This is a genomic window from Nocardia sp. NPDC023852 (genome assembly GCF_040639505.1).
Classification (GTDB): Bacteria; Actinomycetota; Actinomycetes; order Mycobacteriales; family Mycobacteriaceae; genus Nocardia.
The window spans coordinates 328896-354299 of sequence record NZ_JBFAAB010000002.1 but is presented as its reverse complement, the minus strand read 5'-3'; the positions used below and the strand labels follow the sequence as shown (position 1 = coordinate 354299).

28 protein-coding genes are annotated in these 25404 nt (G+C 67.9%); 9 read left to right on the top strand and 19 right to left on the bottom strand.

What is annotated here, in order from left to right; translation table 11 throughout:
- Positions 1-386 precede the first annotated feature (386 nt).
- On the bottom strand, positions 387-881 hold the full coding sequence (locus AB0H00_RS05365) for a helix-turn-helix domain-containing protein (protein ID WP_357261171.1): 495 nt from the start codon (positions 879-881) through the stop codon (positions 387-389).
- A gap of 80 nt (positions 882-961) precedes the next feature.
- Between AB0H00_RS05365 and AB0H00_RS05360 the strand changes: the two genes are divergently transcribed.
- Positions 962-1375, top strand: a complete 414-nt coding sequence (locus AB0H00_RS05360) for a nuclear transport factor 2 family protein (RefSeq protein WP_357261168.1) — start codon at positions 962-964, stop codon at positions 1373-1375.
- Between the two features lie 109 nt (positions 1376-1484).
- Here the strand turns inward: AB0H00_RS05360 and AB0H00_RS05355 are convergent, their stop codons facing one another.
- The 8 genes from AB0H00_RS05355 to AB0H00_RS05320 form a co-directional block, all read right to left on the bottom strand.
- On the bottom strand, positions 1485-1652 hold the full coding sequence (locus tag AB0H00_RS05355; protein ID WP_357261165.1) for a hypothetical protein: 168 nt from the start codon (positions 1650-1652) through the stop codon (positions 1485-1487).
- A gap of 130 nt (positions 1653-1782) precedes the next feature.
- The gene (locus AB0H00_RS05350) at positions 1783-3372 is read right to left on the bottom strand and encodes an ATP-binding cassette domain-containing protein (protein WP_357261162.1); all 1590 of its coding nucleotides are present in this window, start codon (positions 3370-3372) and stop codon (positions 1783-1785) included.
- A 298-nt stretch (positions 3373-3670) separates the two neighbouring features.
- A complete protein-coding gene (locus AB0H00_RS05345; protein ID WP_357261159.1) occupies positions 3671-4243 on the bottom strand; it encodes an adenine phosphoribosyltransferase in 573 nt (190 codons plus the stop codon).
- A gap of 37 nt (positions 4244-4280) precedes the next feature.
- Positions 4281-6002, bottom strand: a complete 1722-nt coding sequence (locus AB0H00_RS05340; protein WP_357261156.1) for an ABC transporter substrate-binding protein — start codon at positions 6000-6002, stop codon at positions 4281-4283.
- A 19-nt stretch (positions 6003-6021) separates the two neighbouring features.
- Positions 6022-7257 (bottom strand): protein translocase subunit SecF, encoded by a 1236-nt coding sequence (gene secF, locus AB0H00_RS05335; RefSeq protein WP_357261153.1) that lies wholly within the window; start codon positions 7255-7257, stop codon positions 6022-6024.
- 7 nt (positions 7258-7264) lie between these two features.
- Complete coding sequence (gene secD, locus AB0H00_RS05330; RefSeq protein ID WP_357261150.1) at positions 7265-8923, bottom strand: protein translocase subunit SecD; 1659 nt, start codon at positions 8921-8923, stop codon at positions 7265-7267.
- Between the two features lie 116 nt (positions 8924-9039).
- A complete protein-coding gene (gene yajC / locus AB0H00_RS05325) occupies positions 9040-9435 on the bottom strand; it encodes a preprotein translocase subunit YajC (RefSeq protein ID WP_357261147.1) in 396 nt (131 codons plus the stop codon).
- 181 nt (positions 9436-9616) lie between these two features.
- Positions 9617-11107: an NAD(P)/FAD-dependent oxidoreductase gene (locus AB0H00_RS05320; RefSeq protein WP_357261144.1), complete on the bottom strand. Its 1491-nt coding sequence runs from the start codon at positions 11105-11107 to the stop codon at positions 9617-9619.
- 74 nt (positions 11108-11181) lie between these two features.
- On the opposite strand from AB0H00_RS05320, the gene AB0H00_RS05315 reads away from it, so the two are divergent.
- Both AB0H00_RS05315 and AB0H00_RS05310 read left to right on the top strand, forming a co-directional pair.
- The gene (locus tag AB0H00_RS05315) at positions 11182-11829 is read left to right on the top strand and encodes a TetR/AcrR family transcriptional regulator (protein WP_357261141.1); all 648 of its coding nucleotides are present in this window, start codon (positions 11182-11184) and stop codon (positions 11827-11829) included.
- A 126-nt stretch (positions 11830-11955) separates the two neighbouring features.
- Positions 11956-12537, top strand: coding sequence for a DivIVA domain-containing protein (locus tag AB0H00_RS05310; protein WP_357261137.1), 582 nt, complete (start codon positions 11956-11958; stop codon positions 12535-12537).
- Positions 12538-12610: 73 nt separating this feature from the next.
- Here AB0H00_RS05310 and ruvB read toward each other — a convergent pair whose 3' ends face one another.
- The 4 genes from ruvB to AB0H00_RS05290 all read right to left on the bottom strand — a co-directional run bounded on the left by ruvB (position 12611) and on the right by AB0H00_RS05290 (position 15602).
- Positions 12611-13693, bottom strand: a complete 1083-nt coding sequence (ruvB, locus tag AB0H00_RS05305; RefSeq protein WP_357261135.1) for a Holliday junction branch migration DNA helicase RuvB — start codon at positions 13691-13693, stop codon at positions 12611-12613.
- A gap of 6 nt (positions 13694-13699) precedes the next feature.
- Entirely contained in the window at positions 13700-14305 is a 606-nt protein-coding gene (gene ruvA / locus AB0H00_RS05300) for a Holliday junction branch migration protein RuvA (protein ID WP_357261133.1), read from the bottom strand.
- On the bottom strand, positions 14302-14871 hold the full coding sequence (gene ruvC / locus AB0H00_RS05295) for a crossover junction endodeoxyribonuclease RuvC (protein WP_357261130.1): 570 nt from the start codon (positions 14869-14871) through the stop codon (positions 14302-14304). Before ruvC ends, ruvA begins: the two co-directional genes overlap by 4 nt.
- Positions 14872-15086: 215 nt before the next feature.
- A complete protein-coding gene (locus tag AB0H00_RS05290) occupies positions 15087-15602 on the bottom strand; it encodes an O-acetyl-ADP-ribose deacetylase (RefSeq protein ID WP_357261127.1) in 516 nt (171 codons plus the stop codon).
- A 212-nt stretch (positions 15603-15814) separates the two neighbouring features.
- Here AB0H00_RS05290 and AB0H00_RS05285 point away from each other — a divergent pair, with 212 nt between their 5' ends.
- Positions 15815-17248: an alpha/beta hydrolase-fold protein gene (locus tag AB0H00_RS05285; protein ID WP_357261124.1), complete on the top strand. Its 1434-nt coding sequence runs from the start codon at positions 15815-15817 to the stop codon at positions 17246-17248.
- 21 nt (positions 17249-17269) lie between these two features.
- Here AB0H00_RS05285 and AB0H00_RS05280 read toward each other — a convergent pair whose 3' ends face one another.
- Positions 17270-18271 (bottom strand): helix-turn-helix domain-containing protein, encoded by a 1002-nt coding sequence (locus AB0H00_RS05280; RefSeq protein WP_357261121.1) that lies wholly within the window; start codon positions 18269-18271, stop codon positions 17270-17272.
- A 70-nt stretch (positions 18272-18341) separates the two neighbouring features.
- Between AB0H00_RS05280 and AB0H00_RS05275 the strand changes: the two genes are divergently transcribed.
- From AB0H00_RS05275 to AB0H00_RS05260, 4 genes are all read left to right on the top strand, one after another.
- Complete coding sequence (locus AB0H00_RS05275; RefSeq protein ID WP_357261118.1) at positions 18342-19304, top strand: NADP-dependent oxidoreductase; 963 nt, start codon at positions 18342-18344, stop codon at positions 19302-19304.
- A gap of 41 nt (positions 19305-19345) precedes the next feature.
- Positions 19346-19552, top strand: a complete 207-nt coding sequence (locus AB0H00_RS05270) for a DUF5988 family protein (protein ID WP_357261115.1) — start codon at positions 19346-19348, stop codon at positions 19550-19552.
- Between the two features lie 112 nt (positions 19553-19664).
- Positions 19665-20024, top strand: a complete 360-nt coding sequence (locus AB0H00_RS05265; protein WP_357261113.1) for a metalloregulator ArsR/SmtB family transcription factor — start codon at positions 19665-19667, stop codon at positions 20022-20024.
- On the top strand, positions 20021-20524 hold the full coding sequence (locus AB0H00_RS05260) for an SRPBCC family protein (RefSeq protein WP_357261110.1): 504 nt from the start codon (positions 20021-20023) through the stop codon (positions 20522-20524). Before AB0H00_RS05265 ends, AB0H00_RS05260 begins: the two co-directional genes overlap by 4 nt.
- On the opposite strand, the gene AB0H00_RS05255 is transcribed toward AB0H00_RS05260, so the two are convergent.
- The 3 genes from AB0H00_RS05255 to AB0H00_RS05245 form a co-directional block, all read right to left on the bottom strand.
- A complete protein-coding gene (locus AB0H00_RS05255) occupies positions 20521-21273 on the bottom strand; it encodes a YebC/PmpR family DNA-binding transcriptional regulator (protein WP_357261107.1) in 753 nt (250 codons plus the stop codon). The two genes, AB0H00_RS05260 and AB0H00_RS05255, sit on opposite strands and share 4 nt — an antisense overlap.
- 111 nt (positions 21274-21384) lie before the next feature.
- Positions 21385-22035 (bottom strand): pyridoxal 5'-phosphate synthase glutaminase subunit PdxT, encoded by a 651-nt coding sequence (gene pdxT / locus AB0H00_RS05250; RefSeq protein ID WP_357261104.1) that lies wholly within the window; start codon positions 22033-22035, stop codon positions 21385-21387.
- A 91-nt stretch (positions 22036-22126) separates the two neighbouring features.
- Positions 22127-22948 (bottom strand): acyl-CoA thioesterase II, encoded by an 822-nt coding sequence (locus AB0H00_RS05245; protein ID WP_357261102.1) that lies wholly within the window; start codon positions 22946-22948, stop codon positions 22127-22129.
- A 125-nt stretch (positions 22949-23073) separates the two neighbouring features.
- Here AB0H00_RS05245 and AB0H00_RS05240 point away from each other — a divergent pair, with 125 nt between their 5' ends.
- A complete protein-coding gene (locus AB0H00_RS05240) occupies positions 23074-23700 on the top strand; it encodes a hypothetical protein (RefSeq protein WP_357261099.1) in 627 nt (208 codons plus the stop codon).
- A 192-nt stretch (positions 23701-23892) separates the two neighbouring features.
- Here AB0H00_RS05240 and AB0H00_RS05235 read toward each other — a convergent pair whose 3' ends face one another.
- Positions 23893-24627: an SDR family oxidoreductase gene (locus AB0H00_RS05235; protein WP_357261096.1), complete on the bottom strand. Its 735-nt coding sequence runs from the start codon at positions 24625-24627 to the stop codon at positions 23893-23895.
- 169 nt (positions 24628-24796) lie between these two features.
- The gene (locus AB0H00_RS05230) at positions 24797-25291 is read right to left on the bottom strand and encodes a hypothetical protein (RefSeq protein ID WP_357261093.1); all 495 of its coding nucleotides are present in this window, start codon (positions 25289-25291) and stop codon (positions 24797-24799) included.
- Positions 25292-25404: the final 113 nt, after the last annotated feature.

Here is a 25404-nt window from a genome sequence, read left to right as displayed (position 1 = left end):
CCTGGGCTCGCGCGTCCGTTCAGCTGGCTGTGGATGCGCGCAGGCGTCTCCGGACAAGCAACGGGCACGGTTCCCGAGAGGTTCGACCATCAGACGCAACCCTGCCATATCGGACGCGGCCACGCCGCCCGAGTTGGAATACTTGCCGCGAAGCGACCCCTGCCGATCAACGGCCAGGATCGGATCACGCGGTCGTTCAGCCGACAGTGGAGGCGGCCGAGGGCTCTCCAGAACGCGTCGATGCCGCCAGGCTCCGAACCCTTGCCGCATGGGGCAGGGTTGTCGCGGGCTCACCCGTGCGTGGCACACGTCATGGAGCGCATTCTCGTGCCGTCTGCCGTCTGCCGTCTGCCGTCTGCCGTGGCCATGCGCCACGTGCCGCCTCGTCAGGGTTCGAGGTGTTCGCCGATGAGCATGGTCCCGGGGCCGCGCCGGCCGCCCGGACCGTGCAGCCAGCGGACGTTGTCGGCAGTGAGGGGTGTTCCGCAGGCTTGGCACACCACCACGCCGGCGGTCGGCCGACCGCAGTCGCGATGGACGACCACGGCGGGCGGACCCGCAGCACCCGCCAGCCATTTGTCGCCCCACGTGATGAGCATGGTGAGGACCGGATACAGATCGCGCCCCTGTTCGGTGAGCAGGTACTCGTGTCGGACCGGATTCGATTGGTAGGCACGCGCTTCGACGATCCCGTGCTTTTGCAGCGCGTCCAGGCGAGCCGCGAGCACGTTGGAGGCGATACCGAGGTCGCGGCGGATGTCCTCGAAGCGGGTCAGCCCGACGAACAGGTCGCGCAGGATCAGCGGCGTCCAGCGCTCACCGATCGCGTCGACCGTGCGCGCGATCGAGCAGACGATGTCGGAGAAAGCAGCCTTGGGCACACGGACAGGATAGTCCATTGCTTTTTGCAAGTTACTTGGGTTAGGTTCGGGCCAACCGAGAAGCAAAGGAGTGACCGGATATGTCCGACGCGATTGCCAGGTTCCGCGCGGCGACCGAGGCAGGCGACATCGACTCGCTGATGGAGACGATCGCGCCCGATGCCGAACTGACCTCGCCGCTGTCCGGCCGGTTGGTGTTCCGGGGCAAGGCAGACCTGCGGGTGCTGCTAGCGGCCGCCTACGGCAGCGCGACCGACTTGCGCTGGACCGAGCAGATCGGCGACGGCGCACGCCAGGTCCTGCTGGCGACCGCCACGATCGGACCGCTCCGGTTGACCGAGGCGCTGGTGATCGGGCTCGACGACCACGGCCGCATCCGCACGCTGAACCCGCACCTCCGGCCGTGGCTCACCCTCAGCTACCTCGCGGTGCGCTTGGCACCTGGTTTGTTCCGGCATCCCGGCGTCTTACGGCGGGCGGCCCGGGCCGCGTAAATTGCGCCCGTGGGCCCGTTGTCCCGCATCCGGGCGATCTGCGTCGGCCTACCGGAGAGTAGTGAACGCCCGATTCCGGGCTCCCGGACGTTTCATGCGCACCTCGCCGTCACCGGGGTCCCCTCTCCGCAGCCGCGCCTTGCCCGCCCGCACGCGCCTCGACGCAGCTCTTGTAGTGCGGGTCGGCGACCGGATCGGCCACCGCGACCGCCGCCCCCACACCTGCCACCGCCGCGGCGATGAAACACACGGCCAGGACGCGCATCGCGGACTTCACAGAATCAAACCCCACCTTCCGAAACCAAGACCGAATAGCCCTGCCCCACTGGAACATTCGACACCGTGCAGGGTCGCAGCGATCTTGTCAGGTCGGACAACTGTTCCGCAAGCGCCGCGACGCGGTCCCGCTATGTCACCAATGTCTCAGCCAGCCCGTCGGCGGTGAGCTCCAGCCGCCGGGTCACCCCGATGTCGCCGAGGAATCGCAAGTCGTGGCTTACCACGATCAGCGCACCCTCGAAACCGGCGAGGGCCTGCGTGAGGTGCCGCAGACTCGGCAGATCGAGATTGTTGGTCGGCTCGTCCAGCAGCAGCAATTTCGGCGCGGGATCGGCGAGCAGCAACATCGCCAACGCGGCCCGCAACCGCTCCCCTCCAGACAGCGCCGCAGCAGCGACATCGGCGTCCGCGCCGCGGAACAGAAAGCGGGCCAGCTGGGCCCGAATCCGCTCGGCAGACGCGTGCGGCGCCGTCGAGGCCACGTTCTCGAACACCGAAAGCCGCTCGTCGAACACGTCCAGACGCTGCGGCAGCATCCGCCACGGCACCTTCGGACCCTTCGCCGCGATGTGGCGCAGCAGCGTCGTCTTACCGACCCCGTTGCGTCCGGTCAGGGCGATCCGCTCCGGGCCGGACACTCGCAACGTCACCGTCGGCCCGCAAGCAAGCTCCACTTGGTCCAGTCCGATCACGTCCTGGCCGGGATAGAGCCGTGTGTCGGGCAGATCCACCCTGATCTCCCGATCGTCGCGCAACAATTCCTTCGCCTGCTCGAGCTGCTCCTTGGCGGTGTCGAGCTTCTCGATGTGGCTGTTGCGCAGCTTGCCCGCAGACACCTGTGCCTGCCGTTTGCGCTCGCCCATGACAATTTTCGGCTCCCGCTTCTGGTCCCACATCTTCTGCCCGTAGCGCTGCCTGCGGTCCAGCTTGATGCGCGCCTCGACGAGCTCGCGCGCCTGCTTTCGCACATCGCCGCGCGCATCCCGGATCGCGGCCCTGGCAGCCTCCTGCTCGGCCTCGACGATCCGCTCGTACTCGCTGAAATTGCCTCCGAACAACCGCAGTTCGCCGTGCCGCAGCTCGGCGATGGCAGCCATCCGCTCCAGCAGCTCGCGATCATGGCTGACGGTGAGCACCGTGCCGGAGAACTGGGTGACCACCTCGTAGAGCCGTTCGCGGGCGATCTGATCCAGGTTGTTCGTCGGTTCGTCCAGCAGCAGCACGTCAGGGTCGGCGAGCAGCTCGGCGACCAGTCCGAGCAGCACCGTCTCGCCGCCGGACAGCGTGTCCAGCGTGCGATCGAGCTGCCCGACCGAATGGGCGACGTAGTGCAAGCCGAGCCCGGCCAGCAGCGCGAGAGCGCGTTCCTCGACATCCCACTGATTGCCGACCAGGTCGAAGTCCGCCTCAGCAGCGATCCCTGACTCTATGCGGTGCAACGCCTTTCGGATACCGGCGATACCGAGCACGGCGTCGACACGCTGCCCTGACGCGAGACCGAGATCCTGCCGAAGATACCCGAGCTGCCCGGTGACCGTGATCGACCCGCGCGCGGGCTTCAGCCGACCGGCGATCAGCTCCAGCAGTGTCGACTTACCCGCACCGTTGCCGCCGACCAGGCCGACGTGACCGGGACCGAGGACGGCGTCGAGCCCCTCGAAGACGGGAGTGCCGTCCGGCCAGGAGAAGGTGAGATCGGAAATAGACAGATTGGTCATAGTGACTCCCGAGGTTGCGACGGATACGCGGCGCGCGAAAGCGGGCCGCCCGAATGGCTACCTCAGAAGAGCAACGGCATGACTCCGATCAACGGGGATAAGACTCGTTCAGGTTACGCACAGCGTCGGCTCCTGCGCCAGTGATTTTCGGATCACACCGATCTGGATGGCCGCATCGTCCTTCACCACCGCTGCTCCATCTGCTTCCCCGGCTTGCCGCGTGGCTTCGACTCACGACCGGCACAGAACCGCACAGGAGTCGCTTTCGCCGTCCTGTGCGGAACCCTCGGGAACCAGCTCAGATCTGCACGATCGAGGTCAGCGGGTAGTCTCCCTGCCGCACCCGCCCGTCGAGAAAGGTGAGCTCCAGCACCACCGCGGCGGCGGCGACCTCGGCGCCCGCCTGCTTGAAGAGCTCGGCGGCGGCGGCGAGGGTGCCGCCGGTGGCGAGTACGTCGTCCAGCAGCAGGACGCGGCGGCCCTGCAGATCTATGCCGTCCGCGGGGATCTCGAGGGCGGCGGTGCCGTACTCGAGGCTGTATTCCCGGCTGATCACCGGTGGCGGAAGCTTGCCCGCTTTACGGATCGCGAGGACGCCGGTGCCCAGGGTCGCCGCGACGCCCGCTCCGAGCAGGAAACCGCGTGCGTCGATGCCCGCCACCACGTCGGCGTCGGGCGCGCATGAGGCCAGACAGTCGATGACCGCCCGGAAGCCCTCGGGGTCGGCGAGCACAGGGGTGAGATCGGCGAAACGGACCCCGGGTGTGGGGAAGTCATCGTGCCAGCGGGTCAGGCGATCGACCAACTCCGCGGCCTTGGTGGACCGTTCGGCGGTTATGTCTTCGGACTCGATCGCCGCGTGCTTGCTCATCGACACCTCTCCATGATCACATCACCCACACCGTCTGTCACCGCTCGAGCACCCATCGATCCATGTTCCAGCCGGACCCCGCCTGGGTGGGGCCTGCGATCCCATTTCGCAGCCCCGCCCCGAAAGCGATGAGGCGCGGGGTGGCGAACAACGGAATGCTCGGCAGCTCCGCCCACAGCAGGTTCTCGGCATCGGTGAGCAGATTCAGCTGTGTGGTCGAGTTGTCGTCGGCCGCAAGCTGATCGGTGATGGCATCGTAACGGCCGTTGCCGAACCGCCCGACATTGAGCCCGCTACCGGTGCGCAACGCGCTGGTCGCGGCCACACCACCCAGCGATCCCGCCGGACCAGGCGCCGACGCGGTGCTGCCCAGGACCGCGTCGACCTTGCCCTCGGTGAGCTGAGCCGGGGTGAAATCGGACGACCCGGCGTCCACCACGGTGATACCTGCCGGTTTGCAGGCATCGGCGATCATCGAGACGGTCTGCGCGCGGCGATCGTCCGGACGCAGGTAGCCGACACGGACGGTCGGGTTCGGCGCACCGGAGGTGGCGATCGCCTTGGTCGCGCCGGGCACGTCGCCACCGGAGAACTTGTCCGCCGCCCCGATGACCGCCGGATAGAACAGCGAATCCTGTTGCACGATATGCGCGTTCAGCGGGCCGGAGCCGAGCCCGGCCTTCGGCGCGTCCGGCACCTTGCCGAGCTTGTCGAACAAAGCCTGCCGCGGCAGGCATAACGCGAACGCACGTCGTGCGTCGCGCGAACCGAACACCCCCCCGGTCGAGAGCACCAGCTGCTCGACGCCACGGCCGGGCACGGTCTTCACCGAGAAACCGTTCAGATTCAGGTCTTTCACCGAGCCCGCGCCGACATCGACCACACCGACGGCGCTGTCGCCGATCTTCTGTTTCAGGTCGACGGTCTTGGGCCACACCACGATCCGACCGGTCGCCGGCTTGTTTCCCCACCAGCGCTCGTTGGCGACCAGCACCAATCCGTCCTCCTGGCTGAAGGATTCGACCCGGTAGGGTCCCGACGACGGGAACCGGGACAGGTCCAGATCACCACCGGCCGGGATGGCCCAGCCGGTATTCCAGAACTCGGCGAGCCTGCCCACGGCGTTCGGATCACCGGACTGCAAGGCGGACACCACATTGGGAATGTTCGCCACCCGGGCGGCGACATGCGCGGGCATCAGCTCGCCTGCCGTGAACAGATTGCGCCATGCCAGGTAGTGCCGATCGGGCCGGAACACCACGGTGGCATCCCGCGAGCCAGGCTGGCAGTCGACCCGCTCGATGTCGGCGTAGCCCGCGGTGCTCGCGGCGTCGAAGAGCGGAACCGTTCCGCGCTCACCGGGTTTGGTGAATCGCCCGCTGCGAGCGGCCCAGGCGAGCACCAAGTCGTCGCACGAGGTGGGCACGCCGTCTGAGTACACGCCGTCCGGGTTGAGGCGGTACTGGATGGTCTGTGTCTCGCCGGGCACCTCTTTCGCGGTGCCGAGGTCGGTATCGGCGACCTGCTGGCCGTCCGGCCCGGTGTAGAAGAAGCCGGTCAGCACGCGCGCGAAGACCGCGTCGGATCCGGAACTCGCCCCGAGCGTGCTGCCACCGTTGTAGGTGGCGATGGTGGCGTCGGTCGCGTAGCCGATGGACGGCACCTGGTTCTTGCTGGAGCAGCCGACCACCAGCCCGGCGGCCAGGGTGCCCGCAACAAGCGCTCCGATCAGTCGTACCGCCCTGCCTGGGTGTCGCATGGAACCCCCTGCCCTGTTGTCAGTGCCGCTTCTTGTGCCGTTTCCCGCTCGGTCGCGCGCCGGGCCTTGGTGCCTGCCCGGCTGGGCGCTGCCTGCGTGGCGGCTCGTCGAAGTCCCGGCCCGACGCCATGGTCGCCCGACGCTCGGCCGCGATCCCGGCGCGGGCGCCCGCCACGCCGGCCCGCTTGGCCAGAACCTTCTTGGTGTGCGCCGCCACCGGTCCCCAGCGCTCCTTGATCGACACCAGCAGCGGCGTCGCGAAGAAGATCGAGGAGTACGTGCCGATCAGCAGACCGACCAACTGCACCAGCGCCAGGTCCTTGAGGGTGCCGACGCCGAGCATCCACACCGCGATCACCATCAAGCCGACGATCGGCAGGATGCCGATCAACGCGGTGTTGATCGAGCGCATGAGTGTCTGGTTCACCGCGAGGTTGGCCTGCTCGCCGTAGGTGCGCCGAGTCAGGTGCAGGATGCCGTGGGTGTTCTCCTCGACCTTGTCGAACACGACGACCGAGTCGTAGAGCGAGAAGCCGAGGATGGTCAGAATGCCGATCACCGTCGCCGGGCTGACCTCGAATCCGACGATCGAGTACACGCCCGCGGTGACGGTGACGTCGAAGGCCAGCGCGGCGAGCGCCGCGATGGCCATGTGCGGCTCGAATCGGACCGCGATGTACACCGCGACGAGCACGAGGAACACCGCGAGCGCGATGAGCGCTTTGCGGGTGATCTGGCTCCCCCACGTCTCACTGACGTCCGAGGTACTGATCGCGGCCCGGCTCGGGTTGCCGGTCTTGTCCTTCGGCTGGAACTTGGCGAACAGCGCGTTGTTCAGCGCTTCCACCTGGTTCTGGTTCAGGGCCTCCGATCGGATCAACATGGTGGCGGAGCCGCCGGTGCCGACGGTCTGCACGGACACCGGGTCGGTGCCTATGGTCCCGCGGTAGACGTCCTCGACCTGACCGGTGGTCGCCGGCCCAGCCGGGAACTGGATCCGTGAACCACCCTCGAAGTCGATGCCGAAGTTGAATCCGCGGAAGATGATGCTGCCCAACGAGATCAGCACGATGGTGGCGGTGATCAGGTACCACATCCGCCGCTTGCCGATGACATCGATAGCGCCGGTGCCGGTGTAGAGCCGGTTCAGGAAGCTGTGCTTGGGCGGTTCCGCGACGGTGACCGCCGCGAACACGTCGGTGATCTCGGTCGCGTTCGGCTTACTGAGCGACGAGGTGGTGTGGCTGTTGGTCATCGCGTCCTCACGCCTTCCCGAGGGCGGCCTCGGCCGCCTTCCGCTCGCGGGCGATCTGCTGGATCGCTCCCAGGCCGTTCACCGACGGTTTGGACCAGAACGCGGTCCGCGAGGCGAGCAGCACCAGCGGCGAAGTCACCAGGAATACCACGACTACGTCGAGGATGGTGGTGAGGCCGAGGGTGAACGCGAAGCCCTTCACCTGGCCGACCGCGAGGATGTAAAGCACCGCCGCGGCGATGAAACTGACCGCGTTGCCCGACAGGATGGTGCGGCGCGCGCGCTGCCAGCCGCGGGGCGCGGCGGAACGGAAGCTGCGGCCCTCGCGCATCTCGTCCTTGATGCGTTCGAAGAAAACCACGAACGAGTCCGCGGTCATGCCTATACCGATGATCAGACCGGCGATACCGGCGAGGTCGAGGGTGAAGCCGATCCAGCGGCCGAGCAGCACCATGATGCCGTAGACCGCGAATCCGGACGCCACCAGCGACAATCCAGTGACGAACCCGAGCATTCGGTAGTAGAACAGGCAGTAGAGCAGCACAACGACCAAGCCGATCGCCCCCGCGAGCAGACCCGCCTTCAGCGAGGACAGGCCCAACGTCGCGGAGACCGTCTCGGCCTCGGAGGTCTGGAACGACAGCGGCAGCGAACCGTACTTCAACGTGTTCGCCAGCTCCTTCGCCGTGGTGGCGGTGAAGTTGCCCGAGATCTGGGTGCGGCCACCCTGCTGCGGGCCCTGCTGCACGACCGGCGCGCTGACCACCCTGGAGTCGAGCACGAACGCGACCCGCTTGTAGACGTACTCGCCGGTGAGCGCGGCCCACGCGTCGCTACCGCCGGACTTGAACTCCAGGTAGACCTCGTGCCTGGCCTGCTGTTGATTCAGGCCCGAACTGGCGTCCTTGATCTCTTGGCCGTCGATGCGGCTCTTGTCGAGCAGGAACACCTCGGCGCCGTCGGTCGAGCAGGTCACCAGCGGAAGGGATGGATCGTCGTTGCCCGCGAGCGGATCGGCCTTGGCGCAGTCCAGCGCGGCCAGCGCGGCCTGCTGCACGGACGGATCGGTGCTCTGCCGGACCGCCTTGGCCGCCTGGATTTCCTTGGTGGCCTCCTCGGTGGGAGCGAGGTTGGGATCGGGCGCCGGGGTCGGCGCCTGCGCGGGGAACACGCGCTGCTGCGCAGCGGGTGTCTGCTCCGCTTGCGGAGCCTCCGGCGTACCTGGCTCGGTGCTCGGCGGAGGCTGTGCGCCCGGCGTTGTCTGCGGCGTCGCGCCGCGGCCCGCCGCGGGCACGGCCTGCAGCACGGGGCGGATGTAGAGCTTGGCGGTGGTCGCCAACGCGCGCGCCTGTTGCCCATCGTCGCCAGGCACGGTGATCACGATGTTGCTGCCGTCGATGACGACCTCGGAGCCGGAGACACCGAGTCCGTTGACCCGGTTCTCGATGATCTCCTGCGCCTTCTTCAGGCTGTCCTGGCTCGGCTTGCTGCCGTCCGGTGTGCGCGCCGACAGCGTGACCCGGGTACCACCCTGCAGGTCGATGCCGAGCTTGGGTGTCGGGGACTTGTCACCGGTGAAGAACACCAGCGCATAGACCACAGCCAGCAGCGCGGCATAGACACCGAGCAGCCGGAGCGGGTGCGCCGATCCCTGGGAAGGTGGCACAGTACGTCATCTCCTAGGCGGAAAGTCGAGGATGGAACAGGCGGGCATGCACCAACGCCGCCGGGTGCGCGGACGGGTAGCCGCGGCGACATCCGGCGCGCAGGCACACCGAAAGATCAGTCCTTGGTCAGCCGGGTCTCGGTCTGCTCGGCGGATTCCTCGCGGGTGTCTGTCGCTTCCGAGCCGGTGGCGTCGGTGCCGGACTCTTCGGCGCTCACCTCGTTGTCGGCACGCCCCTCGCCGTTGGTGCTCACCTCGTCGTCGGCGCGCACCTCGCGGATGGCCTGGCGCAGCCACGTGGTGACCACGTCCTCGGCGATCTCGAGGTCGACCGTGGTGTCATCGAGTTCGACCACGGTGCCGTACAGCCCCGACGTGGTGACGACCTGGTCGCCGACCTTCAGGCTGTCCTGCATGGTCGAGACCTTTTCGGCCTCCCGCTTCTGACGGCGGACACCGAGGAACATCGGCACGAGCAGGGCTACCAGTAGCAGCGGAAACAGAAGTTCCATCGTCGAAGTCAGTCCCTAGTGTTGTGGGTGGGATGGACAAGTACCCACACAGTCTGCCAGTTCGTCGCGCAGGCGCCACACCCGCACACCGGCTGGGCAGCTACAACGCCCCGTCACACACCGAATCGCCGCTGGAACCTCTCCGGGCGGCGGGACGGTGTGTGAGGGTTCCTCGGTGCGCTCAGGCGGTCGTGCCGTAGACGTAGTCGTCGAGTGGGAAGCTGACCGCTTCGCGGTGGGCGTTGAGGGTGCTGGTCGGACGCAGCAGGGCCGCCTCGCCGTGCGGGTTGAAGTAGTAGCTGCGCGCGGTGGTGCAGTCACCTCCGTAGAAGACCGAGGAGCCTAGCTTGGCGGTCACGCGGTCCAAGAACTCGGCGTTGGCCCGCTCGGTCACCTCGAAGGTGGTCTCGCCGCGGCGCCGCAACTCACCGAAGAGCCTGCCCATGTGCTTCATCTGCGCTTCGATGGTGGTGAAGTAGGACAGTCCGCTGTAGGAGTACGGGCTGTTGAGGCTGAGGAAGTTCGGGAACTTCGGCACCGTGATGCCCTCGTAGGCCTGGAAGCGGTTGTCCCGCCAGAACTTTCCGAGGTTCACTCCGTCGCGGCCGACGATCTCGATGGCCGGGAAGTTCACGTCCCACAGGTTGAAGCCGGTGGCCAGGATCAGTGTGTCGATCTCGGTCCGGTGCCCGTCGGCGGTGACGATGCCGTCGGCCTCGATGTGGTCGATCGAGTTCGTCTCCAGCCGCACGTGCGACTGGTTGAACGTCGGGAAGTAGTGGTTGGAGAAGGTGGGCCGCTTGCAGCCGAAGTCGTAGTGCGGCGTGAGTTGCTTGCGAGTCTCCTTGTCCCGCACCGACGCCCGTAGGTGTGCCTTGGCCAGCACGCCCGCGCCCTTGTTCATCAGCTTGGCCTGCTTGAAGTGCAGCACGCCGACCACCATCAGAGCCTCGAGCAGGCTGGTGTTGACCAGCCGTGCGATCTTCTGCGTGGCGGGGACGCGCTCGAACAGCGTCCGCACCGGGGCGGGAATGGTGGTATCGATCTTCGGGACCACCCAGATCGGGGTGCGCTGGAAGACAGTGAGTGCCTGCGCCTTCTTGGCGACCTCCGGCACCAGCTGCACGGCGGTGGCGCCGGTACCGATAATCGCAACCTTGCGGCCGGTGAGGTCGACGTCGTCCTCCCACGCTGTGGTGTGGATGATCTTGCCCGCGAACGAGTCGATGCCGGGAAACGGCGGGGTGTAGGGCTGGGAGAGGAAGCCCGTCGCGGTGAGCAGGTATCGGCCGGTGAGGGTGTCACCTCCCGCGACGGAGACCACCCACTGCTGGTGCTCTTCGTCCCAGCGGGCGCCGTCCACGACGGTGCCGAACCGCATTCGACGGCGCAGGTCGTACTTGACGGCGACGTGTTCGGCGTACTTCTTCAGTTCCGCGCCCGGCGCGAACAACCGCGACCAGTGCGGATTCGGCTCGAACGAGTACGAGTAGGTGACCGAGGCGATGTCCACCGCCAGACCCGGGTAATGGTTGACATGCCAGGTGCCGCCGAGGTCGTCCTCCCGCTCGAGGATGACGTAGTTGCTCGAGCCGAGCCGATCGAGCTCGATACCGGCCCCCATGCCACCGAATCCCGCACCGACCACGACCGCGTCGTACTGAGGCGCCACGCCGAACCTCCTGGTAGAACCGAACTCGCAGAATGACACATCATTCCGTTTGCGACGAACGTATCATCGTGCGGGTGACGAAGCCATCCCCACGAGCGACCCGGCCCGCCGGCAGCGCCATGCAGCGACACAAAGCCGAACTGCGCCGGGAGATCATCGACACTGCTTTCGTCTGTTTCGCGGACAAGGGCTATCACGCCACCGGTATCGCCGACATCGCAGGCCAGCTCGGCATCGGGCACGGGACCTTCTACCGCTACTTCAGCAACAAGCGCGACATCATCGACCACGTCATCGACGACCTGGCCGCACGCATCATCGATGCCCTCGGCACCGAAAACGCCCCCGACGCCGCGACCACGTTGGACGAATACCGCGCCCAGATCGACCGCATCGGTGTCGCCCTCACCGGAATCCTGACCGCCGACCGCCGGGTGGCGCAGCTCCTGCTGTTCCATGCCACCGGCATCGACGACGAGCTCACCCAGCGGCTCTACGGGCTGCTCGACACCGCCGACACGCTGACCGCGGGATATCTCGACCACGGCGTCGAACTCGGCTATCTGCGTGCCGACCTGGACACCGCTAACACCGCGCGGGCAGTGACGGGCATGCTGATCGCGGGCCTCGTCCACTCGCTGCGCGACCCGGACGAGTCGGCGATCGCCGCGCTGAACCAGGCGATCCGCCGCCTTCTCGTCGACGGAGTCCGCAAAGACTGAGCACATCGGCAAGCCCCCGACTCCGCCGCGGGCGCCAAGGCAAGGGACGTGTCGGCCAGGACACGCCCTCATCGCAAAGGCCAGGGAATTCGAAAAGGGGCGGACCGGTGCGCCGAGCCTGACAGAATGTCGCGCGTGACACCCGAGGATGTGAGCCGGATCAGTTTCGCGAGCCCACCGCTCAGGCATCGCGGCTACCACGCGGACGAGGTGGACGCTTTCCTCGATCTCGTCGCCGCGACACTGGCCGGGCGGGGCGCCCTCGCCGCCGACGACCTGCGGCACGTCACCTTCGACGCACCCGGCACCGGAGAGCGCGGATACCGCGCCGACCAGGTCGACGAATACCTAGACCAGGTACGGGTCGAACTCGAGTTCCGCCAGCACGGCGACCGGCCGGTTCCCGCCGCGAGCGGCGACGGTCACCCGTTGCTCACCCCCGAGGACGTGCGCCGGATGCGGTTCACCCCGGCCCCGGTCGGGCGGCGCGGATACCACGAGGAAGAGGTCACCGCGTTCCTCGATCTGGTCGCCGCGACCCTGGCGCACGGCGGACCGGGAAGCCTGACCGTCGCCGACGTCCGCTCCATCCACTTCACCGACGCCCGCCTCGGAACCCGCGGCTACCAACGAGACGAGGTCGACGCCTTCCTGGACCTAGTCATCACCGCGCTACGACGTACCCGTCGCCCCCCGCGTCACAGCTGATGCGCACTCGCACCGGTCGCGGTTCCGACCACCTACCGCGCACGGTGTAAGGAGCAACGTGGTGGTACGAAGGTCAGTCGAAGAGGTCCAGGGTGGGCTGGGGCTCGCGGCCGCGGACTTCAATAGAGCCGAAGACCAGGTCGGATGGTGGAATCAGGCCCAGGTGTTCCCAGGCGGCAGCGGTGGCGACGCGGCCGCGGGGCGTGCGGGCGACCAAGCCCGCGCGAACCAGGAACGGTTCGCATACCTCCTCGACGGTGGCGGCCTCCTCCCCCACCGCGACGGCGAGGGTGGACACGCCGACCGGCCCGCCACCGAAACTGCGGACCAGTGCGCCCAGGACCGCGCGGTCGAGACGATCCAAGCCGAGGACGTCGACGTCGTAGACCTCGAGCGCGGCGTGCGCGATAGGCCGGGTGATCAGGCCGTCGGCGCGGACCTCCGCGTAGTCGCGGACCCGGCGCAGCAGGCGGTTGGCGATCCGGGGCGTTCCGCGCGAACGGCCCGCGATCTCGGCCGCCGCGTCCTCGTCCATGCCGACGCCGAGGATGTGCGCCGAACGCTGCAGGATCCGCAGCAGCTCACCGACCTCGTAGAAGTCCATGTGCCCGGTGAATCCGAAGCGGTCACGCAGTGGACCGGTCAGCGCTCCGGATCTGGTAGTGGCCCCGACCAGGGTGAACGGCGCGATGTCCAACGGAATGGAGGTGGCACCGGGACCTTTCCCGACGACCACGTCCACCCGGAAATCTTCCATCGCCAGGTAGAGCATCTCTTCGGCGGGGCGGGCGATGCGGTGGATCTCATCGATGAACAGCACGTCGCCCTCGACCAGGTTGCTGAGCATGGCGGCAAGGTCACCCGACCGTTCGAGCGCGGGTCCCGACGTGAGTCGCAGCGCGGTGCCGAGTTCAGCGGCGATGATCATCGCCATGCTGGTCTTCCCGAGGCCGGGCGGGCCGGACAGCAGGACGTGATCCGGCGTGCTGCCACGCTGTTTGGCGCCGCGCAGCACCAACGCTAGCTGTTCTCGGACTCGGGGCTGGCCGATGAAGTCGTCCATCGATTTCGGGCGCAGACTCGCCTCGATCTCGCCATCGGACTTCAAATAGCTTGCGCTCACCTGCGATTCGGCAGGTTCCTCTGCGTACTCCATAGCGCCTTACCGGTTCTTGCCGAGCAGGCCGAGCGCTGCCCGCAGGGCGGCGGAGGTATCGGCGGCAGGCCGGTCCGCCAGCACCGCGTCGACCGCCTGTTCGGCCTGTTTGGCGGCGAAGCCGAGGCCGATGAGCGCCTCGACCACCTGATCGCGCACCGGCGTGACCACCGGCGCGGGTGCGGATCCGGGCGGGCCGGACTGCACCGGGACGAGATTCACCTTGTCGCGCAATTCGACCACCATGCGCTCGGCGCCGCGCTTGCCGACACCGGGCACCCTGGTCAGTGCGGCAACGTTGCTCTCGGCGAGCGCCTTGCGCAGTGCTTCGGGTTCCAGCACGGCCAGCACCGCCATCGCGAGGCGGGGGCCGACGCCGGAGACGGTCTGCAGCAGACCGAACAGGTCGCGTGCCTCGGTGTCGGCGAAGCCGTACAGCGTCATCGAGTCCTCGCGGACGATCATCGCGGTGAAGAGCCTCGTCTCGGCACCACGGGTGAGTCCGCCGAGGGTGGCCGGAGTGGCGTTGAGCCGGTAACCGACGCCCGCCGCCTCGATCACCGCATGGTCGAGTGCGATCTCCAGCACCTCACCGCGTACCGACGCGATCACCCGTGCACCGCCTTCCGCTGTTCCGCAAGCCGTTCCCTGTACCGCCGCTGCGCCGCGGCCGCCTTGGCCTCGGCCGCGGCCATCCGCTCCAGCAGCGGCGCCCGCCAACAATGGCAGATAGCCAGCGCGAGCGCATCCGCCGCGTCGGCGGGCTTCGGTGCCGCCTGCAGACCGAGGATGCGGGTGACCATGGCGGTCACCTGCTTCTTGTCCGCGGTGCCGTTGCCGGTGACCGCCGCCTTCACTTCGCTGGGGGTGTGAAACGCCACCGGGATACCCCGGCGCGCCGCGGCGAGCGCGATCACCCCTCCTGCCTGCGCGGTACCCATGGCAGTACGGACATTGTGCTGGGCGAAGACCCGTTCGATCGCGACGGCCCCTGGTTTGTGGGTGTCCATCCAGTACTCGGCGGCGTCGGCGACTTGGAGCAAGCGTTGGGCCAGGTCCATGCCCGCAGGGGTACGGACCACGTCTACGTCCAGGGCGGTGACCTTCCGCCCCAGCCCGCCCTCGACGATGCTGAGGCCGCACCGGGTGAGCCCGGGGTCGACGCCCATCACCCGCACGAAATACCCCTCTCACAGGACACGAACAACTGTTCGAGAGTTTAGCGGAGGCTTAGTGTTTCGTGCTCCTGCGACACGGCGCCGGCAGAGCCGTGCGTGATGGCTTCCCCGTGCTCACTGCGGGTAGCCCGAGCAACTCGGGGAAACTCGCCCTGGCGGCCCACGCACGGGACGGTTCGGCGATCAGTCGCCGCGATGCCAGGTCGAACCACGAGTCAGCTGTCGGAGACCTGCCGCGCGAACGCGGCGTAGGCGGACTCGTCGAACAGGACGAAGCTGACCTCCGACACCGCCGAGTCGGTCGAACACACCGTGTCGACGGCGATCCGCGCGCCGTCGTCCATCGGCCAGCGGAAGATGCCGGTGGAGATCGCCGGGAATGCGACCGTCCGCGCACCCAATTCGTCCGCCACGCGAAGAGATTCCCGATAACACGAGGCCAGTAGCGCCGAGCGGTCCTCGGCAGCCGACCACACCGGGCCGACCGTGTGGATCACCCAGCGGGCAGGCAAGCGACCCGCCGTGGTCGCGACCGCCGCTCCGGTCGGTAATCCCCTGCCGTACCGCGATGCGCGCAGTCGGCGACATTCGGCGAGAATCTCGGGTCCGCCGCGCCGATGAATCGCGCCGTCGACTCCCCCACCTCCGAGCAGCGACGAGTTCGCCGCGTTCACCACCGCGTCGACCTTCTGTTCGGTGATATCCCCGCACACGAGCACAAGTCCGGTCATGTCCGCATTCTGCCTCGACCGCGGCTGCGGCACGACAAGTCAGATGCGTCATCGCCGCCCTCTGCGCGCTCTTCGCACCCGCACTTGTTAACTCGCAGCCGCGATGGACAGGTCAAGAACCGTGCGGTCAGGTGTGCGAGGACAGCATCCACCCAGGTTCGCTGGAGCCGATTCACAGCGGGTCTCGAGGAAGTGTCTCGACAATGCCATAGGTGTCCGTACTCGCCGCTCCTCCAACTCCTGCTCCACCACAGCTTTCGCCAACGAATCAGAATCTGAACTATCAGATCGCCTTTCATCACGGGATCTCGCTGTTACACGGCTGGTTACCGCTGATGGTCGAGGTGCTCGCCGTGCTGTTCCTCGTGCTCGCCGTCGCCCGGCGCACCAGGAAGTGGTGGCTGATCCAGCTGCCGGTGTGCGTGCTGGTCGGCGTCGTGGGGGCGCTTGCCGCGAGATGGTATGTGACGAACGAGGGGCTGGCATCCGACCCTGCGCCCGCCCTGTTGTGGGCCTGTGTCGGAGGCACGGCCACGGCGTCGGGGGTGGCGATCCTCGGCTGGCGCGGCACGCACTGGTGGCGGCGCGGGGTCGCGATCCTCGCCATTCCGCTCGCGCTGCTGAGCACCGGTATTGTGCTCAACCAGTGGGTGGGCTATTACCCCACCGTGCAATCCGCATGGGGCGCGCTGACCGCGGGCCCACTGCCGAACCAGACCGACATGTCGGCGCTGCCCGCCCTGCGGAACACCACCGTCGCCGACGGCAAGGTCGTGCCGGTGCGAATTCCCGACTCCAGCAGCAACTTTCCGCACCGCACCGAGTACGTGTACCTGCCGCCTGCCTGGTTCGCCGGACCGACCCCGCCCGCGTTGCCCGTCGTGATGATGATCGGCGGCGAGTTCAACACCCCGGCCGACTGGATCCGCAGTGGCCAGATCATGCCCGCCGTGGACAGGTTCACCGAGGCGAACGGCGGGCGCGCCCCGATCCTCGTTTTCGTCGACTCCAGCGGAAGCTTCAACAACGACACCGAGTGCGTCAACGGTCCGCGCGGCGACGCCGCCGATCACCTGACCAAGGACGTGCCCGGCTACATCGAATCTCAGTTCGGTGCCTCCGCCGATCCTGCGCAGTGGGCAGTGGTGGGCTGGTCGATGGGCGGCACATGCGCGGTCGACCTCGCCGTCATGCACCCCGAACTTGTCCACACGTTCGTCGATATCGCGGGCGACCTCGGCCCGTCCTCCGGCACCAAGGACCAGACCGTCTCCCGCCTCTTCGGCGGTGACACCGCCCAGTGGGCGGTTTTCGACCCGCTCACCGTCATGGCCGCCCACGGTCCCTACACCGGCATGGCGGGCCTGTTCGACGACCTCACCCCGCCGCAGCGCTCGCGAGGAGGCAATCACGGGCCCGTCGCCGACGACGACACCGTCGGCATGGGCGGTCACGACGGAGTTCCCGATCCCGGCGAGGTGGGGGCCGCCGAGAAACTCTGCGCCGCGGGACAAGCGGTCGGCATCGACTGCACCATCCACACCAGCCAGGGCGGCCACACCTGGCAATTCGCCTCGGCCGCGTTCACTTCGGCGCTGCCGTGGATCGTCGCCCGCGTCGGCCTGCCCGTTCCCGCCGCGACCTGACCCGCGCGCCACCACACCCGATCACCGGTCAGGCCGGGACCGTTCAGCTCGCGCGACGGTGGCCCCGGCACGAAAGGTGCGCCGATAGGCCTGCGGGGACACACCTATCGACTCGTACAGGTGCTGGCGCAGGGAGGTGCCGGTGGCGAATCCGACCTCTCCGGCGATGCGGTCGACCGTCAGTTCGGTGGATTCCAGTAGGTGCCTGGCACGGAAGACACGTTGCTGGATGAGCCAGCGGCCGGGGCTCATCCCGACCTCGTCGCGGAAGCGGCGGGCGAAGGTGCGCTTGCTCATCCGCGCTCGGATGGCCAGCTCGTCGACGGTGACCGGGTGCGTCAGGTTCTCCAGCGCCCACTGCCGGGCGGCGGCGGTCCCGGTCGACGTCTCGGGCGGGACGGGCTGCTCGATGTACTGCGCTTGGCCGCCGTCGCGCCACGGCGGGGCGACGCAGCGGCGCGCGACCGCGTTCGCGACGGCGCTGCCGTGATCGCGACGCACCAGGTGCAGGCACAGGTCGACCCCCGCCGCCGCGCCCGCTGAGGTGAGGACGTCACCGTCGTCGACATAGAGCACGCCGGGATCGAGGCGCACGCGCGGAAAGGCGCGGCGGAACACCTCGGCCTGGTTCCAATGGGTCGTCGCCGGACGGCCGTCTAGCAGTCCGGCCGCTGCGGCGACGAAGGCTCCGGTGCAGATCGCGACGATCCTGGCACCCGGCCGGATGCGAGCGAATGCGTCGAGCACCGGCCGCGGCAACTCGCCGCCCAGAGTCATGGAGATGTCGCAGGCGGGCAAGGCGACCGTGTCGGCGGTCTCCAGTGCGCCGCTGTCGTGCGCGACGGCGATGTCATAGTCGGCTGAGGTGCGCACCGGGCGGCCATCGATCGAGCAGGTGCGGATTTCATATCTGCCTGTGGCACTGCCGAACACCCGGTTCGGGATGCCGAGTTCGAAGGGATACACCCCGTCCAAGGCCAGCACCACCACTCGATGAGGTGCGGCCGTGTTTACCACGGTCATGGCGCGATCATATCGAAGAATGGCAATTGTGCCATTTCCTCTGCGGTCACCGAGCGGCAGGCTGGCATCCATGATCGAGACCGACACCACCGCGACCATGCGAGCTATCAGTCAGAATGTCCTCGGTGGCCCCGAGGTGCTCACCGAAGTACAGCTCCCACAACCGGTTCCGGGCCCCGGCGAGATACTTGTCCGGGTGCGCGCGGCCGGACTCAACCCGACCGACTGGCGGCACCGCGCCGTCGCCGGGTTGTTTCTTCCCGAGCCGCCGTTCGTGCTCGGCTGGGACGTGTCGGGCGAGGTAGCGGCCACCGGCATCGGCGTCACCCTGTTCCGCCCGGGCGACGAGGTCTTCGGCATGCTTCCCTACCCGAATGGCCACGGCGCCTTCGCCGAGTACGCCGCCGGCCCCGCCCGCGCCTTCGCCCACAAACCGGCCGGCCTGGACCATGTGCAGGCCGCCGCGATTCCGCTGGCCGGGCTCACCGCGTGGCAGGCACTGGTAGACACCGCCGAGCTGAGCGCCCGGCAGCGGGTGCTGATCCACGCGGCGGCCGGTGGCGTCGGCCACTTCGCCGTACAGATCGCCAAGGCGCGGGGTGCGTACGTCATCGGCACGGCCAGCGCGCCCAATCACGATTTCCTGCGCGGGATCGGCGCCGACGAGGTGATCGACTACCGCGGCACCGAGGTCGCCGAGGTCGTCCACGATGTCGACGTGGTGTTGGACTCGGTCGACGACGAGAACAGCATCCGTTCGCTGCGCACCTTGCGTCCAGGCGGGCTGCTGGTGACGCTGCGCGCCTTCGGGACCGTCGATCTCGCGGCCGAGGCGAACGCGCTCGGCGTGCGCGCGGTCCGGATGCTGGTCGAGAACGATTACGCGGGGATGCGCGCGCTCGCCGAGCTCGTCGATTCCGGCGCCCTGCGCCCGACGATCGCCGGAACTTTTTCTTTCTCGGAGGCGGCGAAAGCGCATGCCTCGGGCGACACCGGCCGCACTGTGGGCAAATTGGTACTCACCGTCCCCTGAAATTCCCACGATCCGAGCAGTAGCGCTTCTACCATCCGAGGATGAGCAATGTTGTGAAGGCTGTCCTCGAGGGCGGGCCGCAAGACTTGCCCGCACGCATCGTCCCGATCACTCCGCCGGGGATCGAGCTGAAAGTCCCGTTCCGGGGCGGATACGAACACTTCAAGGTCACCCGGCGAGAGCAGGACACGCCAGAAGGGCGACTGCCGGTCTACGAGTGGTGCGATCGCACCAAGATCGCGGAGTGACACACCCTCCCTTTCTGCACCGGCGGTAATCACCGACCGGTCGCGAAACTTCACCCGAGCTGTCTCACGACCACCATGGACAAAAGCGTAACCACATGGTTACGCTTTTGTCGTGGACGAGGTGGCAGGCGCGATCGCCGATCCGGTTCGGCGGGAGATCATGGAGATGCTGCACGGAACCCGGCTCACCGCGGGCGCGGTCGCGGAGCATTTCGCGATCAGCAGGCCCGCCGTCAGCAGGCACCTGCGTGTGCTACGCGAAAGCGGGCTGGTCCGGGACGAACTCGTCGGTAGGCAGCGGTTCTATGTGCTCGACACCGGGCCGTTGACCGCCCTCACCGAGTGGCTCGACCGATTCCACCGGCCCGCCGCCTGGGCTGACCACCTCGACGCACTCGAGACCGAGGTCTACCGGACCAGGCGCGAGCGCCGCTCCGGCGACCAGGACGCGACAAGGGAGAACACGGCATGACGAAGCGACCCACCGGGCGGCTGTTTTCCGCGGACACCGGAAAGGACCTGGTGCTGATCCGCACCTACCGCGCCCCGATCGGGGACGTGTGGGCCAGCGTGACCGAATCCGACCGCACCGCACGCTGGTTCGGCCCGTGGGTGGGCGAGCCGGGACCGGGGCGAACGATCAAGGTGCAAATGGCTTTCGAAGACGACCAACCGTGGATGGAGTTGCACATCGACGCGTGCGAACCACCGCGCCGGCTGGCCGTGTCCGCGATCGACGACGCGGGCGCGTGGCGGCTGGAGCTGGTACTGGCCGAGGTCGCGGGCATCACAGAACTACGGTTCAGCCACCACCTGCCCACCGACACCGAGATCGCCCAGCTCCCCCAGGTCGGCCCCGGCTGGGAGTACTACCTGGGCATGCTCGAGGCGGCCCGTTCCGGCACGGACCGCCCCGATTTCGGCGAGTACTACCCCGCGATGCAGCAGTATTACGAGCAGCTGTCCGACTAGTCGTCCAGCTGGGCGAGGACCTCGTCCGAAATATCGACGTTGGTGTAGACGTTCTGCACGTCGTCACTGTCCTCGAGCGCGTCGACCAGCTTGATCACCTTGCGGGCGCCATCGGCGTCGACCGCTACGGACACCGACGGCTGAAAGCCGGACTCGGCAGAGTCGTAGTCGATGCCCGCGCTCTGCAGGGCGGTGCGCACCGCGATCAAATCACCGGGCTCGCTGATGATTTCGAAGGACTCATCGAGGTCGTTGACTTCCTCTGCGCCGGCGTCGAGCACCGCCATCAGGACGTCGTCCTCGGACAGGCCGTTCTTCTCCAGAGTGACGATGCCCTTGCGGTGAAACAGGTAGGACACCGAGCCCGGGTCGGCCATGTTGCCGCCGTTGCGCGTCATGGCGACACGCACCTCTCCCGCGGCACGGTTGCGATTGTCGGTAAGGCACTCGATCAGCACGGCGACACCGTTGGGGCCGTAACCCTCGTACATGATCGTCTGCCAGTCGGCGCCGCCCGCCTCTTCGCCGCCGCCGCGCTTGCGGGCGCGCTCGATGTTGTCATTGGGGACCGACGCCTTCTTCGCCTTCTGGATGGCGTCGTACAGCGTCGGATTGCCATCCGGGTCACCGCCACCGGTCCGGGCCGCCACCTCGATGTTCTTGATCAACTTCGCGAACAGCTTGCCGCGCTTCGCGTCGATCGCAGCCTTCTTGTGCTTGGTGGTGGCCCATTTGGAGTGGCCGCTCATTCCCCTACTTCCTTCAGGTCGGTGGCACTTCTGGTCGTGTGTACGGTACCGGCACAGCCGGGCGGACAACTCCCCCAGCTTACTCGGGCGTCCACGACGGCCCAGCCCCGGCTAAGCCGCCCGGACCAGCTCGACGAACATCCGGTGTACCCGCAGATCGCCCGTCACCTCGGGATGGAACGACGTCGCGAGGACGTTGCCTTGCCGTACCGCCACGATCCGACCGGCGGCCGGACCGTCCGGCACAGTAGCCAGCACGTCGACGCCCTGGCCCACGCGCTCGACCCACGGCGCCCGGATGAACACCGCCCGCACCGGGCCGCCCTCCAGTCCCGCGAACCGCAAATCGGTCTCGAAGGAATCGACCTGGCGGCCGAACGCGTTGCGCCGCACCGTCATATCTATCCCGGACAGGTGCTTGGCGTCCGGGCGGGTGTCGAGCACCTCCGAGGCGAGCAGGATCATGCCCGCGCAGGACCCGAAGGCGGGCATCCCGTCGCGCAACCGCGCGCGCAGCGGCTCCAGCAGTTCGAATGCCTCCAGAAGCTTGCTGATCGCGGTCGACTCACCGCCGGGCAGCACCAGCGCGTCCACGGCGGCGAGTTCGGATTCGCGACGGACCAGCACCGGTTCGGCACCGCAGTGCGTGAGCGCCGCGACGTGCTCCCGGACGTCGCCCTGCAGCGCGAGCACACCGATGGTGGGACGGGACTGCGCCCGTCCGGCGTCGGCGGCGGATGCGGCGACCGAGGAAGCGTTCACGCCGGAAAGCTTACGAGCCGCGCCGCTGTGGGCCCGCTCACGGTCGCCGCCCGGGGTTTCCGTCACCACCCGTGAGAACGGCGGACGCCGGTCAGCTCTCCCGCAGCGTCCGAATGAGTCCTTCCTGGACCACGGCGGCGACCAGCTGTCCCTCGCGGGTGAAGATCTTGCCGCCGGTCAGGGCACGGCCGAAACCCGCCGAGGGAGAGGCCTGATCGTAGAGCAGCCAGTCATCGGCGCGGAATGGACGAAGGAACCACATGGCGTGGTCGAGCGACGCGGTCTGGGTCGGCTCGTGGGGGTGGATGACCTTAGAGGAGCCGAGCAGCGTCATATCGCTCATGTACGCGAGGGTACAGACGTGGAACAGCGGGTCGTCGGGCAAGGGGTGCCGGTAGCGGAACCACACCTGCTGCGGGGAGACCACACCGTCGCGGCGAGACACGTTCTCTCGCGGCACCATACGGATGTCCCAGTGCTCCCACTCGCGCATCGCCCACAGAAGCTCGGGACTCATCGAGGTGCTGGCATCGGGCAACTCTTCGGGCGCCTGTACCTCGGGCATCACGTCCTGATGCTCGGGACCCTGATCGCCGACGTGGAACGAGGCCGACATGGTGAAGATCGCGGCACCGTCCTGGATACCGGTCACCCGCCGGGTGCAGAACGAGCGGCCGTCGCGGATCCGCTCGACTTGATAGACCGTCGGCTCCTGCGGGTTGCCCGGCCGCAGGAAGTACCCGTGCAGCGAATGTACCTGGAACCGGGGCTCCACCGTCCGGACCGCCGACACCAGTGCCTGGCCGGCAACCTGTCCGCCGAACGTGCGTGCGAGCTGGGTCTTGGTGGACGCGCCACGGAAGATGTCCCGCTCGAGCCGCTCTATCTCCAGCGCCTCTTCGATTGTCGCCATGCGCTGAAGGTTATCCCGACGGACCGCCGCGCCACCTCTCGGCCGTCGGCGGCCCCGGCACGGGCCTGTGCCGCTGCACGGTGACCGCCATGTCGGCGGCGACCCGCGTTTGCTGAGATGGACAGGTGCCGCGTTTTCTGCCGACCACCCGCCATGGACTCGTCGACCGGGTGATCCGCCACGTCCTGACCACACACACCTACACGGTGATCGCCATCGACGGCGCGGACGCAGCCGAGCCCGTCGCGTTCGCCGACCGGGTCGCCGCGGCCCTGCATGACACCGGCCGATCAGCCGCCGTGGTCTCGGTGCACGACTACGTACGACCCGCCGCACTGCGCATGGAGTTCGGCCGCACCGACGAGATGTCTTATCGCACAGCGTGGTTCGACTTCGCGGCGCTGCGCCGCGAAGTGGTCGATGCGCTGCGCGACCACGGCCGATGGCTTCCGGCCCTCTGGGACGAAGCCTCCGACCGCTCGGCGCGCGCGACGATCCGCACGGCGCCGCCCGAGACCACAATCGTCATCGCGGGCCCGATGCTCTCCGGCCGCCAGCTCGACGCGGACCTGACCGTCCGACTCGACATGTCCGAGGCGGCCCTCCGGCGCGGAACCCCACCCGAAGCGGAATGGACAATTCCCGCGCTGCTGCGGCACGACCGCGAGAACCCTTACACGCCAACATTTTTCGTTCGATGGGATCATTCCGACCGCCCTGCGCTACGGGTAGATGAGGACAGTGTGGGATAGAACTCCTCGCGCGCGGCTACCTACTTCCCCGGGTTTCGAGACGCCTCATACCAGCCATTCCCGGACCGCCGTCGACGCCTGGACCAACGATCTCCGTCTCCACCCTCGTTACCTTCTGTCACCGCCTGGCCGCGAACTTCTCCCGCGCCCGGACACACTGCGGACCAACCGACGTACAGCGGGCAGGGCCGGTCAGACCAGGCGGTGGCCGCCGTCGACGTGCAGCACGGTGCCGGTGATGAACGGGTTGCGCATGACGGCGAGCATGGCGTGGGCGATGTCGTCGGGTCGGCCGATGCGGCCGACCGGCAAGCGCGCGGCGAGCTGCCGGTGGCGTTCGGTTTTCGCGGGGCCGACGATGGTGTCCCAGATCGGGGTGTCGACCCAGCCCGGGGAGATCACGTTGACACGGACAGGGCCGAGCTCGATCGCCAAGGCGTAGCCGAGCGAAGCGAGGGCGCCGTTGACGGCAGCGATCATCGCGCCGCCAGAAGCTGGGCGGTAGGCGGCGATACCGGAGGTGAAGGTGAGCGAGCCGCCGAGGAGGAACCGCGCATGTTTTGCCAGCAGGGTGGGGCCGATCAACTTGGTGGAAATCAGGCTGCTGGCCTGGTCGGCGTCGAAGGCGGCCACCGGCCGGTACGCGCCGGTGACGTCGGCGGCGGTGGCAACGACGTGATCGACCGATCCGACGTCGGCGAACAGACGCTCGAGGTCGGCTTCGCGGGTGATGTCTGCGACGGCGGTGCGCACCGTGCCCGGCCCATCGGCAAGGGCCCGCTCGGCGTTGGCGAGCCGTTCGGCCGAGCGGCCAGCGATGGTGACCTCCGCACCGTCGGCGACGAGCGCGGCGGCCAAGGCGAGTCCCATGCCGGAACTGCCACCCACAATGAGGACGCGTTCCAGTGTTGTCGTGCTTATTGTCATGCCTCCAGCCGACCATCGAAGCGGCCGGGTGTCTATGTCGCACTGCCGAACTCGCGTTAGTCGTGAACTAACATCGCAGGTTGCGGACACTGGGCGGCCCGGCCGCCGCAGCGCGCGGCGACCGGGCCTGGATCGGTTGCCGCCGATCGTCGGCAACCGGAGATATCGGTCAGGCGGCGCAGGCCGGGGACTGCTGGTTGAGGTTGCTCAGTGCCTGACAGGCCCACGCTTTCTGGACCTTCCACTTGCCGCCCTCCAGGACGAAGGGGACATCGACCTGGTTCTCCTGACCGTTGATCGTGAACTTGGCCTGCGCGGTGACGCTGTCACCGAAGGCGGTGACGCCCGTGACCACGGCCGAGGCGTTGGCCTGCTTGTACGCCTCGGCCAGGCGGTTCGGCAGGCCGGGGTCGGCCTCGATACCCTCCACGAGGTCGAGCTTGTCCTCGTTCGGCACCGCCGGATCGAGGGCACGCTGCAGCAGAGCGTTCAGCTCGTCGACGGTGGGCGGGGCAGGCACGTTCGCGGTCGCCGAGGCGCTGGTCGTGGTGCGGGCCGGCTTGGGCGAGTCGCTCTTGTCGTCGCTGCCACAGGCCGCCAGGCTCAGGGCGGCCGCGGTGGCCAGGCCTGCGACGGCGAGGCGTCCGGTCATGCGAAGCTTCAACTGTTCGTCCTTTGCGTTCGGATCTATCCCGACGATGAGAGGGCACGACATGGCCCGCATGGGCCATCGAATTGCGAAGCTACTGAGCGCGATTGTGGGAACTCTGAGACAAC